This window comes from Janthinobacterium sp. TB1-E2 (assembly GCF_036885605.1).
GTDB lineage: Bacteria > Pseudomonadota > Gammaproteobacteria > Burkholderiales > Burkholderiaceae_D > Janthinobacterium > Janthinobacterium aestuarii.
Window position 1 is genome coordinate 2,915,734 of the sequence record NZ_CP142523.1, and the last position, 12,550, is coordinate 2,928,283.

Consider the following 12,550-nt stretch of genomic DNA (forward strand, 5'->3'; position numbering starts at 1 on the left):
TTACTAAGTAAATCACAATAATTGATTTTATATCACTATATTCCTGTTGCTTATGTGACCTGGCATGCCAGGCGGGCGCTTAGAATTGCTCGTCAGCGCTCAGGTAACGCCATTGTCCCGTTGGCAAGTCGCCCAGTTTGACCTTGCCGATGCGCACGCGTTTCAATCCCAGCACTTTCAGGCCCACGGCTTCGCACATGCGGCGGATTTGGCGTTTCTTGCCTTCGCGCAGGGTAAAGCTCAGCTGGTCTTCGTTTTGCCAGCGCACCTTGGCCGGCAGCAGCGGTTTGCCATCGAGCCACAGACCGTGGTTGAGCTTTTTCAGTTCGCTGTCGGGCAGGGTGCCGCCCTTGGTGTAGCTCACGCGCACCAGGTATTCCTTGTCGATGTCGGTATCGTGGCCGATCAGCTGCTTGGCCACGCGGCCGTCCTGCGTCAAGACCAGCAAGCCGACGGAATCGATGTCCAGTCGGCCGGCGGCCACCAGGCTGCGCAGCTGGGTCGGGTGGAACTGTTCCGGGCTGCGGTCTTCCGCCCAGCGGTTTTCCGCCTTGATCAGGGCCACGGCGGGCGTGTAGCCGTCTTCGGCCTGGCCGCTGACGTAGCCGACCGGTTTGTTGATCAGCACGGTGACCCGCTTCGATTGCTCGGCCGCCGCCTGGCGTTCCACGGTGACTCTCTGGCTCGGGTAGACCTTGCTGCCCAGCTCGGACACCACCTTGCCATCCACGCGGACCCAGCCGCGGGCGATCCATTCATCGGCTTCGCGGCGCGAGCACAGGCCCAGTTCGGACATGCGTTTGGACAAGCGTAATAATTCTTCGGTCATGTTGTTTCAGTTTCAGTAAGGGTAGGCGTTGCGCGGAAAGCTTACACTTTCAGCGCATCGAGTAAATCGGTTTCCAGCAATATCTGGTTGCGGGCATTGTTGAGCGCGGGACCGTCGACGAGGAAGACGTCTTCGACCCGCTCGCCCAAGGTCATGATCTTGGCCGTGTGCAAGTTGATGCGGTACTTGGTCAGCACATTGGCGATCGCATACAGCAGGCCAGTGCGGTCGTTGGCCGCCACCGACAGCAAATAGTATTGGCCCTTCTCATCGGGCCGCAAATCCACGGTCGGCTGGAAGGGGAAGGTGCGTGACAGGCGCGACAGCCGTCCCTTGCCCGGCGGCGGCAGCGGCGTTTGCGACTGCAGCAGCTCGCCCAGCTCATGCTCGATCAGGCTGATGATGTCGCGGTAGCTCTTGGCAAAATTCTGTTCGGTGACGAGGAAGGTATCGAGCGCATAGCCGTTTTTCGTCGTGTGGATCTTCGCGTCGAGGATGCTGAAATTCTTGCGGTCGAAATAGCTGCAGATGCGCGCGAACAGGTCGGGCTGGTCGGGAATGTACACGGCCACCTGCAAGCCTTCGCCGATGGGCGCCAGCCGGCATTTTACCACCGGCAACTTGCTGTCGAGCTTGTCATAAAGCGAGCGCGTCTGCCAGGCGATGTCGGACGCGTCGTGGCGCAGGAAATACGCCACGTCCAGCTGCTGCCACAGTTTCAGGTGCGCATCGGGCGGCAAGCCGTACAGGCGCAGGGTGGCCAGCGCTTCCTGCTGGCGGTTTTTCAGCTCGCGGTCGGCCGTGTGCGGCTCGCCGCCGAGCACGCGCAGGGTGATCTTGTACAGGTCTTCCAGCAGCTTGCCCTTCCAGGCATTCCACACTTTCGGGCTGGTGCCGCGGATGTCGGCCACCGTCAGCAGGTACAAGCCCGTCAGATGACGCTCGTCCTTGACCACTTTCGCAAAGGCGGCGATGACGTCGGGATCGGACAAGTCCTGCTTTTGCGCCACTTGCGACATGGTCAGGTGATTTTCTACAAGGAATGCCACGAGTTCCGTGTCTTCTTGCGACAGGCCGTGGTCCTGGCAGAACTGGGTGGCGTCGGCCACGCCCAGCTTCGAGTGGTCGCCGCCGCGGCCCTTGGCGATGTCGTGGAACAGGGCCGCCACGTACAGCAGCCACGACTGCGAGAAGTCGGCCATCAGCTGGCTGCAGAACGGGTATTCGTGTGCGTGTTCGCTCATGGTGAAGCGGCGCATGTTGCGCACCACCATCAAAATGTGCTGGTCGACCGTGTACACATGGAACAGGTCGTGCTGCATCTGGCCCACGATGCGGCGGAAATTCGGCAGGTAGCGCCCCAGGATGCTCATCTCGTTCATGCGCCGCAGCGCATGGATGATGCCGACAGGCGCCTGCATGATGCGCAGGAAGAGGGCGCGGTTGACGGGGTCCAGGCGGAAGGCGGCGTCGATCTTGAAGCGCGCATGCCACAGGGCCCGCGTGGCGCGCGAGGTCATGCCCTTCAGGGCCGGGCGCTCCGTCATCAGGACAAAAATTTCCAGCATGGCCGACGGATATTGTTCGAACGTGTCGTCGGCGCTGATGTCGATCAGGCTGTTGACTTCGTTGAAGCGCTCGTTGATGGGCACGGCCACGTCGTCTTGCGGAAATAGCCGTGCTTCGATGTTTTGCAGCAAAATCGTGTTGAGCTGGGTCACCGTCTTGGCGGCCCAGTAGTAGCGCTGCATCAAGAATTCGCTGGCGCGGCGCATGTGCGGCCCGCTGCCCGTCGCCTGCAAGCCCAGCGATTCGGCGATCGCCGTCTGCACGTCGAACACGAGGCGGTCTTCGCGCCGTCCCGCGTGCAGGTGGAGGCGCACGCGGATATCCTTGAAGGCGCGCTCCTTTTCCATCAGCTGGCGCGCTTCCGTCAGGGTGATCAGGCCGCTCGTGGCCAGGGTGCGCCACGAGTTCGCCAGGCCGGCCGCCTTGGCCACCCACAGGATGACCTGCAGGTCGCGCAGGCCGCCCGGGCTTTCCTTGCAATTCGGTTCCAGGCTGAAAGCCGTGTCTTCATATTTGGCATGGCGCTGGCGCATTTCCGCTGTTTTTGCCTGGAAGAAGGCCTGCGGGTCCATGGCCGCGTCATAGCGTTGCTGCAATTGCGCGAACAGGTCCGCGTTGCCGCACACGAGGCGCGCTTCGAGCAAGCTCGTTTGGACGGTGATATCGGCCTTCGACTCGACCATGCATTCATCGACCGTGCGGATGCTGTGGCCGATTTCCAGGCCCAGGTCCCACAGCAGTTGCACCAGTTCCTCGAGCTTTTCCTGCGTGGCGGCGTCCGGCGCCTGTTGCAGCAGGATCAGCAGATCGACGTCGGAATACGGAAACAGTTCGCCGCGGCCATAGCCGCCCACGCCCACCAGGGCAGTGCCGGGCGGCAAGCCCGCTTCCTGCCAGGCACGCGCCAGCACGCCGTCGACGCTGTGGCGCAGGCTGCGCAGCAGTTTTTCAGGCTTGCCGTCGGCTTGGAAGGCCGTAATGACGACCTGGCGGTCGGCTTTCAGTTGCTGTTTCAGCTGTTCCCGAACTTGCTTTTTCATCTGGGCCCTGGGTGGCGGTGCGTGGGATGGAAGATCAGGCTTTGTTCAGGATCAAGGCGGGCGGTGGCGGCATGCCGGGCGAGACGGTCAGCACTTCATAGCCCGTTTCCGTCACCAGCACCGTGTGTTCCCATTGCGCCGACAGGCTGCGGTCCTTGGTTTTGATGGTCCAGCCATCGTTCATTTCGCGGATTTCGCGGCGGCCCGAGTTGATCATCGGTTCGACGGTGAAAATCATGCCCGCTTCCAGGCGCTCGAGGGTGCCTGGTTTGCCGTAATGCAATACCTGCGGTTCTTCATGGAAGACCTTGCCGATGCCGTGGCCGCAGAATTCGCGCACCACGCTGTAGCCGGCTTTCTCGGCGTGCTGCTGGATGGCATGGCCGATATCGCCGAGGTGGGCGCCCGGCTTGATCTGGTCGATGCCCAGCCACATGCATTCATAGGTGATTTCCGACAGGCGCTTGGCCAGGATGGTCGGCGTGCCGACAAGGAACATGCGGCTGTTGTCGCCGTGGTAGCCATCCTTGATGACGGTGATGTCGAGGTTGACGGAGTCGCCGCTTTTCAGGACCTTGTCGCCGGGAATGCCATGGCAGATGACGTCGTTGACGGAGGTGCAGATGGCTTTCGGGTAAGGCGTGTAGCCGGGCGGGCAGTAGTTCAGCGGGGCAGGGATGGTGCCTTGCACGTTGACCATGTATTCATGGCACAGGCGGTCCAGTTCGCCCGTCGTGACGCCGACCTTGACGAACGGGGTGATGTAGTCGAGCACTTCAGCGCCGAGCTTGCCGGCAATGCGCATGCCTTCGATGTCGGCGGCGGTATTGATACGGATGGTGGACATGGTGTAATTCGCAATCTGCAAGAATTCAGGTGAAAAGCACAGACGATTCCTGCTGTACGGGAAAAGTCTGCAAATATGTCGAAATTATAAACGAGGCGCCCTCATTCCGCCGCCTCCTTCCTATGGCCGGAAGGGGATTGTGGGGAGAAGGCGGATGAAAAGGCGACGCGGCCACGCCTTGCACCATGGTGGTGCGCTGGGTGTTTCCGCCGGGCGCGCGATTTGCGGCGCGGACTTGATGCGGCAGGCATTTCAGTGTAGAATCCCGGGTTGCTTGAATTCTCTTTTAAGCAATGCAGTAAAACAGTGTCTTTAATTTATATAAACACGCGAATCCGGTCGACAAGGGTGCCTGTATGGTGACTGATCGGATTCCAGACCCAACCCTGGAGTTAATAATGTCCGTAACAATGCGCGAAATGCTGGAAGCCGGTGTCCACTTTGGTCACCAAACCCGTTTTTGGAATCCAAAAATGGCACCGTTCATCTTCGGCCATCGCAACAAGATCCACATCATCAACCTGGAAAAAACCATGGCGATGTACCAGGACGCAATGAAGCACGTGCGTCAACTGGCTGCAAACCGTGGCACCATCCTGATGGTTGGCACCAAGCGTCAAGCTCGCGAAATCATCGCTGCTGAAGCACAACGCGCTGGCGTGCCTTTCGTTGATCAACGTTGGTTGGGCGGCATGCTGACCAACTTCAAAACGATCAAAACCTCGATCAAGCGTCTGAAAGACATGGAAGTGATGATCGAAGACGGTTCGATCGAGAAGCTGTCGAAAAAAGAAGCGCTGATGTTCTCCCGCGAAATGATCAAGCTGCAAAAATCGATCGGCGGCATCAAGGACATGGGCGGCATTCCTGACGCAATCTTCGTCGTCGACGTCGGCTACCACAAAGGTGCGATCACCGAAGCAGCTAAACTGGGTATCCCGGTCATCGGCGTTGTCGATACCAACCACTCCCCAGAAGGCGTGAACTTCGTGATCCCAGGTAACGATGACTCCTCGAAAGCCATCATGTTGTACGCTCGCGGTGTTGCTGATGCAATCATCGAAGGCCGTGCAGCTGCCGGTAACGAAGTTGTTGAAATGGTTAAAGCAGCCGCTGGCGACGAATTCGTCGAAGTTAACGAACAGGCTTAATGGCCAGGCTATCGCAAGATAGCCGTTTGTAAGCACAGCAGTAAGGGAAAAGGGGTGGCAGCAGCTCCCCCTTTTTTTTAACAAAAAAACGATAGTGACCGCTGGCGAGGCATGCATGCCCGGCCGCGACTATCGACTCACCGAATCAGGAGAAACACATGGCAGCGATTACAGCAGCGATGGTAGGCGAATTGCGCGGCAAAACCGACGCACCAATGATGGAATGCAAAAAAGCACTGACCGAAGCCGAAGGCGACATGGCTCGTGCGGAAGAGATCCTGCGCGTCAAACTGGGCGGCAAGGCATCGAAGGCATCGGCACGCATCACCGCTGAAGGCGTCGTGGCAACCTACATCGCCAACGGCGTAGGCGCCCTGGTCGAAGTGAACTCGGAAACCGACTTCGTTGCGAAAAACGACGATTTCCTGGCACTGGCCAACAACGCTGCCCGTCTGGTAGCGGAACACAACCCGGCTGACGTAGCTGCCCTGCTGGCCCTGCCACTCGATGGCAAGACCCTGGAAGACGTGCGCGCTGCCCTGATCGGCAAAATCGGCGAAAACATGACCATCCGCCGCTTCCAGCGTTTCGAAACCAGCGCCAAGCTGGCTTCGTACCTGCACGGTTCGCGCATTGGCGTGATCGTCGAATTCGACGGCGCCGATGAGCAAGTGGGCAAAGACGTGGCCATGCACATCGCTGCCATGAAGCCAGTGTCGCTGTCGTCGAACGAAGTTCCAGCGGAACTGATCGAAAAAGAGCGTTCGGTTGCACAACTGAAAGCCGAAGAAGACGCAGCCAAAGCGGCCGCCGAAGGCAAGCCAGCGCAATCGCCGGAAATCCTGGCCAAGCGCCTGGAAGGTTCCGTACAGAAGTTCCTGAAAGAAGTTTCCCTGCTGAACCAAGCTTTCGTGAAAAACGACAAGCTGTCGGTTGAGCAAATGCTGAAGGCGGCTAACACCAGCGTCAAAGGTTTCGCCATGTACGTAGTGGGCGAGGGCATCGAGAAGAAGCAAGACGACTTCGCAGCAGAAGTCGCAGCACAGATGGCTGCCTCCCAGGGAGCGTAAGTAAAGCGGGCCGAGAGGCCCGTTTTTTTGGCCCGCCCGCACCTGTCGTGCCGGGCGGCGGCATGGGCAGCTTCCTCCCGCCTATCCGGCGCTGCAAGGCGCTGCGCCATGTCATACTCGAATAACCTCATTTATGGAGCCCCAGCTCATGTCAAAACCAGCCTACAAGCGCGTCCTCCTCAAGTTGTCCGGCGAAGCCCTGATGGGCGATGATCCCTACGGCATCAACCGCGCCACGATCGAGCGCATGGTGGCCGATGTGGCCGAGGTGGCGAAGTTGGGTGTGGAACTGGCAATCGTGATTGGCGGCGGCAATATCTTCCGTGGCGTCGCGCCTGGCGCGCAAGGCATGGACCGTGCCACCGCCGATTACATGGGCATGCTCGCCACCGTGATGAATGCACTGGCCCTGGCCGATGCCATGCGCCACGTCGGCATTACCGCGCGCGTCATGTCGGCCATCGGCATCGAACAAGTGGTCGAGCCGTACGTCCGCCCGAAAGCCCTGCAATACCTGGAAGAAGGTAAAGTGGTCGTCTTCGCCGCCGGTACCGGCAATCCGTTCTTCACCACCGACACGGCAGCCGCCCTGCGCGGTTCCGAGATCAGCGCCGAGATCGTCCTGAAGGCCACCAAGGTCGACGGCGTCTACACGGCCGATCCGAAGAAGGATCCGAACGCCACCCTGTTCCACACGATTACGTTCGACGACGCCATCGCCAAGCACCTGCAAGTGATGGACGCCACCGCTTTCGCCCTGTGCCGCGACCAGAAACTGCCAATCAAGGTGTTTTCGATCACCAAGCCAGGCGCGCTGATGCGCGTCATCATGGGCGAAGATGAAGGCACGCTGGTTCACGTATAGAAATAAGGAGCACCGAGAAACCGTCCATGGCTGCGTTGCAGCGCCTCGCCGTACTATTCGTACTGCCTTCGGCGCTGCGCCTTGCCCTGAACGGTTTTCGGCACTCTTGACGGGCGCCAGCCGCTCGTTATATGGATGTAATTGCAAGATTAATTTATCACTAACAACGCCTGACAAAACCGTCGCGAGCGGAAGGGAGTTGTGGCTGAGAAGCGCAAGCGTACGAAGGTACGGTGAGCATCACAGGCCGCAAATGCCGACGCGCAGCAGGTTTTGACAGGCGTCACTACAGGAGTACAGTAATGTCCTTAGCTGACGTTAAAAAGAATGCCCAGGAACGCATGACGAAATCGCTGGAAACACTGCGTGCCGACCTGGCCAAAGTGCGTACCGGCCGCGCCCATACGGGTATCCTGGACCACGTGATGGTCGACTACTACGGTTCGCCGACGGCGCTGACCCAGGTTGCCAACGTGACCCTGATCGACGCGCGCACCATCGGTGTGCAGCCGTATGAAAAGAAAATGGCCTCGACCATCGAAAAAGCCATCCGCGACGCCGACCTGGGCCTGAATCCATCGGCACAGGGCGACCTGATCCGCGTTCCGACGCCGCCGCTGACGGAAGAGCGCCGCAAGGAAATGGTCAAACTGGTCAAGAGCGAAGCGGAAGACGCGAAGATTGCCGTGCGTAACATTCGCCGCGATGCGAACGAGTCGCTGAAGAAGCTGGTCAAGGAAAAAGCCTGCTCCGAGGACGATGAGCGCCGCTCGTCGGAAGAAGTGCAGAAGCTGACGGACAAGTTTATTGCCGACATCGACAAGATGGTTGTCGACAAAGAAAAAGAAGTGCTGACGGTCTAGTTTTCAGTCCTTTTGACGCTGCCCGGGAAAGCATGGCTTTTCCGGGCAGTGCTATTTGGAGCATAATAGTTATCTTTTATTTTTGGTATTCGTGTTTTCATGATCTATTCGAGTTCGACAACGGCAGTACCTGAGGTGGGCACGGTGCCGCGCCATGTGGCAATCATTATGGATGGCAATGGCCGCTGGGCAACCAAGCGCTTCCTGCCGCGCGTGGCCGGCCACGTCAAGGGCGCCGATACCGTGCGCCGTGTCGTCGAGACCTGCCTCGAACGCGGCGTCGAATACCTGACACTGTTTGCCTTCAGCTCGGAAAACTGGCGCCGTCCGGAAGAAGAGGTGTCGATGCTGATGCGCCTGTTCGTCACCATGCTGGAACGCGAAGTGGTCAAGATGCATGCCAGCGACATCCGCCTGAAGGTGGTGGGCGATCTGTCGCGCTTCAACGGAGAGCTGCAAACCCTGATCGCCAATGCGGAGCGCAAGACGGCGAACAACACGCGCCTGACGGTGTCCATCTGCGCCAACTATGGCGGCCGTTGGGACATCATGCAGGCAGTCAATAAAATGACGGCCGAGGCTGGCGCCAATGGCCAGCCTGCCGGGCACGCTTACACGGAAGAGCAACTGGCGCCGCACCTGGCCATGGCCTACGCGCCCGAGCCCGACCTGTTCATCCGCACGGGCGGCGAACAGCGCATTTCCAATTTCCTCCTGTGGCAACTGGCGTACACTGAGTTGTTTTTCACCGAGACTTTCTGGCCCGACTTCAATGACGAGTGCCTCGACGCGGCAATCGCGTCTTACCAGCAGCGCGAACGGCGCTTTGGCCGTACCAGCGCGCAATTAACTGAAAAGACAAACTGATGCTGAAAACACGGATAATCACCGCCCTGGTCCTCCTGGCGGTCTTGCTGCCCGTTCTGTATCTGAATTATTTCCCCGCCTTCGCCGTGATCGCCACGGCGTTCTTCGGCGCCGCCGTCTGGGAAAGCTTCCGCATCTTCAAGAATCGCCAGGCGCTGCTGATCGCCGCCATCTGGACTGCCGCCTTCGCGTATACGTTCTTTGTCGGTAACGGCATGGCGCAGCTCAATTTCTGGTTCGCCCTGTGCGTGGCCATCTGGCTGATCCGCTTCGTGCCTTCGCTGGCGACGGGCTTGCCGCCCACCGAAGGCCTGGGCAATACCTTGCTCAGCCTCGTGTACCCGGTGACCATCGTTGGCTGCTTCGTTGCCATCATCGCCCTGTTCCTGCATAGTCCTTTGTACCTGCTGTCCGTCATGGCCCTCGTGTGGATCGCCGATATCGGCGCCTATTTCTCGGGCAAGGCGTTCGGCAAGCGCAAGCTGGCGCCAAGTATTTCCCCAGGTAAATCCTGGGAAGGCGCCATCGGCGGCGGTATCGCCGTGCTGCTCATCTCTGCCATCACGATTATCGCCGCGCCATCGCTGCCGGTCTTGCAAGATACCTTCGCCGTGCAGCTGCAATTGCGCCGCGGCTGGCTCGTGGCCTTGCTGGTGCTGTTGCTGATCGTCGCCGCCAGCATCGTCGGCGACCTGTTCGAATCCCAATTGAAGCGCCGCGCCGGCATCAAGGACAGCAGCAACCTGCTGCCTGGCCATGGCGGCGTACTCGACCGTATCGACGCGTTGATCCCGGTCCTGCCATTTGCCGCCCTCGTGGCCAGCTGGCTTTAAGGAAACTCATGCAATACATCACCATCCTTGGCGCGACCGGCTCGATCGGCGTGTCCACCCTGGACGTGCTCGCACGTCATCCCGAGCAATACAGCGTATATGCGCTGAGCGCGCACAGCCGCGTGGCCGAACTGGCCGCCCAGTGCCTGCAATTTCGTCCCCAGCGCGCCGTCGTCGGCACGGCGGACGCGGCCCTTGAACTGACGCGCTTGCTGCGCGGGCAGGGCGTGTCTACGGAAGTCGAGTATGGCGTGGAAGCCCTGTGCGCCATCGCCAGCGCGCCGCAGGTGACGGGCGTGATGGCGGCCATCGTCGGCGCGGCCGGCCTGGCGCCCACCCTGGCGGCAGCGCGTGCTGGCAAGAAAGTATTGCTGGCCAATAAAGAAGCGCTGGTCATGTCCGGTCAGCTGTTCATCGATGCCGTGCATGACAGCGGCGCGGTGCTGCTGCCGATCGACAGCGAACACAACGCCATCTTCCAATGCATGCCGCATGCGCATGGCCGCGCGCCAGGCGCCGCGGGCGTGGCGAAAATCGTGCTGACGGCATCCGGCGGTCCCTTCCTCACGCGCGACGTCGAGACGCTCGACGCGGTCACGCCGGACCAGGCATGCAAGCATCCGACATGGGCCATGGGGCGCAAGATTTCCGTCGATTCGGCCACCATGATGAACAAGGGCCTGGAAGTGATCGAGGCGCACTGGCTGTTCGGCGCGCCGGCCGACCAGATCGAAGTGCTGATCCACCCGCAAAGCGTGATCCATTCGATGGTGTCCTACATCGACGGTTCCGTGCTGGCCCAGCTGGGCAATCCGGACATGCGCACGCCGATCGCCCATGCGCTGGCGTATCCGCAGCGCATCGCTTCCGGCGTGGCGCAGCTGGACCTGGCCCAAGTGGCCACCCTGCAGTTCGAACGTCCCGATTTCCGCCGTTTCCCCTGCCTGGCACTGGCGTTTGACGCCCTGCGCGCGGGCGGCACGGCGCCGGCCCTGCTCAACGCGGCCAATGAAGTGGCCGTGCAAGCGTTTCTTGACGAACGGATCGGCTTCCGCCAGATCGACCGGGTCATCGCGCACGTGATCGAGACGGTGCCGCACGGCGCCGCTTCCAGCATCGAAGCCGTGATGGAGCAGGACCGCCTGGCCAGAGCGGCCGCGCAAGCGTACATTGCCCAAAGGCTGGCTGCATGACGCTCATCACCACCTTGCTGGCTTTTATCGTCGCGCTCGGTTCACTGATTACCCTACACGAGCTGGGCCACTACCTGGTGGCGCGCTGGTGCGGCGTGAAGGTGCTGCGTTTCTCGATCGGCATGGGAAAAGTGGTGTATTCGCGCAAGTTTGGCAAGGACCAGACGGAATGGGCGATTTCCGCATTGCCGCTGGGCGGCTATGTGAGCATGCTCGACAGCCGCGCGCAAGACCTCAGCGATTTGCCGGAAAGCGAATTGCGCCGCGAGTTCACGCGCCAGAGCGTGTGGCGCCGCATCGCCATCGTGGCCGCCGGCCCGCTGGCCAATTTCCTCGTCGCCATCGTGCTGTACGCGGGTCTGTTCATGCATGGCATCGAAGAACCGTCGAGTAAACTCGGCCCCGTGGCCGAACAGACTGCCGCCTATGCGGCCGGCCTGCGCAGCGGCGATACCGTTGAAACAGTCAACGGCAAGGCCGTGGCCAGCTGGTCCGAGCTGCGCTGGGAACTGATCCAGGCCACCCTCGACAAGCAGCCGGCGCGCATCGAAGTGCGCCGTCCCGACCGTGGCCAGCAGGAAGCGACGTTGCCGACGGCCAGCCTGACGGAGACGGACCTGGAAGGCGACGTGCTGGGCAAGCTGGGTCTGACCCTGGCCCGTTCCGCGCCCACGCTGATGGAAATCATGCCCGATGGCGCCGCCGCGCGTGCCGGCCTGCAGAAAAACGACCAGATTCTCGCCATCGACGACCAGCCCGTGCACGACGTGGCGGCCGTCATTGCCACCCTGAGCCAGGCGCCGGGCAAGACCTTGCAATTGCAGCTCTTGCGCCAGGGGCAGGACCTCACCCTGCCCATTACGCCGGACGCCATGCCGGGCGCCGGGGCGGAGGGAGCTGTAACAGTTGGTAAGATACAAGCAAAGCTGGGACAGGTGCCGGATATGATCACCGTGGCATCGGGACCGTTTTCTGCCGTGGGCAAGGCGTCCGCCAAGGTCTGGGATACCAGTGTCATGAGCCTGAAAATGCTGGGCAAGATGATCACCGGCCAGGTGTCGCTGAAGAATGTGACGGGGCCCATTACCATCGCCGATTACGCGGGCCAGACGGCGCGCATCGGCCTGGTAAGCTACCTGAGCTTCATCGCCTTCATCAGTATCAGTCTGGGCGTGATGAATTTGCTACCCATTCCTGTTCTGGATGGCGGGCATTTGCTGTATTATTCGCTGGAAGTTTTGACCGGACGCCCCTTGCCGGAGCGCGTAGGCGAGATTGCCCAGCGCCTGGGGATCGGTTTGTTGCTGACCTTGATGGTGCTTGCCGTCTTTAATGACGTGTTGCGATTGCTGAATTAGGGCGGTGGTTGATGCCATTGCGTGAGTCGCACAAGCAATCTTTTGTGTATGTTGTCCATTGATTT

General features: G+C 60.4%; 11 protein-coding genes. 8 read left to right on the forward strand and 3 right to left on the reverse strand.

The window, feature by feature from the left end:
- Positions 1–79: 79 nt before the first annotated feature.
- The 3 genes from OPV09_RS13250 to map are packed head-to-tail and all read right to left on the reverse strand — an operon-like array spanning position 80 to position 4,285.
- Positions 80–829 carry a pseudouridine synthase gene (locus OPV09_RS13250; protein WP_034752263.1) on the reverse strand — a complete coding sequence of 250 codons (750 nt, stop codon included), beginning with the start codon at positions 827–829 and terminating at the stop codon, positions 80–82.
- Positions 830–870: 41 nt separating this feature from the next.
- Positions 871–3,438, reverse strand: a complete 2,568-nt coding sequence (locus OPV09_RS13255; RefSeq protein WP_338682068.1) for a [protein-PII] uridylyltransferase — start codon at positions 3,436–3,438, stop codon at positions 871–873.
- Between the two features lie 34 nt (positions 3,439–3,472).
- A complete protein-coding gene (gene map / locus OPV09_RS13260) occupies positions 3,473–4,285 on the reverse strand; it encodes a type I methionyl aminopeptidase (protein ID WP_034752375.1) in 813 nt (270 codons plus the stop codon).
- A 398-nt stretch (positions 4,286–4,683) separates the two neighbouring features.
- Here map and rpsB point away from each other — a divergent pair, with 398 nt between their 5' ends.
- The 8 genes from rpsB to rseP all read left to right on the forward strand — a co-directional run bounded on the left by rpsB (position 4,684) and on the right by rseP (position 12,485).
- Positions 4,684–5,436 carry a 30S ribosomal protein S2 gene (gene rpsB / locus OPV09_RS13265; protein WP_010397614.1) on the forward strand — a complete coding sequence of 251 codons (753 nt, stop codon included), beginning with the start codon at positions 4,684–4,686 and terminating at the stop codon, positions 5,434–5,436.
- A 158-nt stretch (positions 5,437–5,594) separates the two neighbouring features.
- Positions 5,595–6,506, forward strand: a complete 912-nt coding sequence (tsf, locus tag OPV09_RS13270) for a translation elongation factor Ts (RefSeq protein WP_034752260.1) — start codon at positions 5,595–5,597, stop codon at positions 6,504–6,506.
- A gap of 148 nt (positions 6,507–6,654) precedes the next feature.
- Positions 6,655–7,371 (forward strand): UMP kinase, encoded by a 717-nt coding sequence (pyrH, locus tag OPV09_RS13275; protein WP_034752258.1) that lies wholly within the window; start codon positions 6,655–6,657, stop codon positions 7,369–7,371.
- A gap of 302 nt (positions 7,372–7,673) precedes the next feature.
- On the forward strand, positions 7,674–8,234 hold the full coding sequence (gene frr / locus OPV09_RS13280) for a ribosome recycling factor (RefSeq protein ID WP_034752256.1): 561 nt from the start codon (positions 7,674–7,676) through the stop codon (positions 8,232–8,234).
- A gap of 99 nt (positions 8,235–8,333) precedes the next feature.
- On the forward strand, positions 8,334–9,101 hold the full coding sequence (gene uppS / locus OPV09_RS13285) for a polyprenyl diphosphate synthase (RefSeq protein ID WP_034752255.1): 768 nt from the start codon (positions 8,334–8,336) through the stop codon (positions 9,099–9,101).
- Complete coding sequence (locus OPV09_RS13290; protein WP_070304011.1) at positions 9,101–9,934, forward strand: phosphatidate cytidylyltransferase; 834 nt, start codon at positions 9,101–9,103, stop codon at positions 9,932–9,934. The genes uppS and OPV09_RS13290 overlap by 1 nt, the downstream gene beginning before the upstream one ends.
- Before the next feature lie 8 nt (positions 9,935–9,942).
- Entirely contained in the window at positions 9,943–11,127 is a 1,185-nt protein-coding gene (ispC, locus tag OPV09_RS13295) for a 1-deoxy-D-xylulose-5-phosphate reductoisomerase (RefSeq protein WP_338682070.1), read from the forward strand.
- Positions 11,124–12,485, forward strand: coding sequence for an RIP metalloprotease RseP (gene rseP, locus OPV09_RS13300; RefSeq protein WP_072453997.1), 1,362 nt, complete (start codon positions 11,124–11,126; stop codon positions 12,483–12,485). The genes ispC and rseP overlap by 4 nt, the downstream gene beginning before the upstream one ends.
- Positions 12,486–12,550 lie beyond the last annotated feature (65 nt).

Excerpts from the sequence above, each read along its gene's own strand:
- ispC (WP_338682070.1), top strand. The coding sequence starts at position 9,943 with ATGCAATACATCACCATCCTTGGCGCGACCGGCTCGATCGGCGTGTCC.
- tsf (WP_034752260.1), top strand. The coding sequence starts at position 5,595 with ATGGCAGCGATTACAGCAGCGATGGTAGGCGAATTGCGCGGCAAAACC.
- uppS (WP_034752255.1), top strand. The coding sequence starts at position 8,334 with ATGATCTATTCGAGTTCGACAACGGCAGTACCTGAGGTGGGCACGGTG.
- rpsB (WP_010397614.1), top strand. The coding sequence starts at position 4,684 with ATGTCCGTAACAATGCGCGAAATGCTGGAAGCCGGTGTCCACTTTGGT.
- OPV09_RS13255 (WP_338682068.1), bottom strand. The coding sequence starts at position 3,438 with ATGAAAAAGCAAGTTCGGGAACAGCTGAAACAGCAACTGAAAGCCGAC.
- frr (WP_034752256.1), top strand. The coding sequence starts at position 7,674 with ATGTCCTTAGCTGACGTTAAAAAGAATGCCCAGGAACGCATGACGAAA.
- OPV09_RS13290 (WP_070304011.1), top strand. The coding sequence starts at position 9,101 with ATGCTGAAAACACGGATAATCACCGCCCTGGTCCTCCTGGCGGTCTTG.
- OPV09_RS13250 (WP_034752263.1), bottom strand. The coding sequence starts at position 829 with ATGACCGAAGAATTATTACGCTTGTCCAAACGCATGTCCGAACTGGGC.
- map (WP_034752375.1), bottom strand. The coding sequence starts at position 4,285 with ATGTCCACCATCCGTATCAATACCGCCGCCGACATCGAAGGCATGCGC.
- pyrH (WP_034752258.1), top strand. The coding sequence starts at position 6,655 with ATGTCAAAACCAGCCTACAAGCGCGTCCTCCTCAAGTTGTCCGGCGAA.
- rseP (WP_072453997.1), top strand. The coding sequence starts at position 11,124 with ATGACGCTCATCACCACCTTGCTGGCTTTTATCGTCGCGCTCGGTTCA.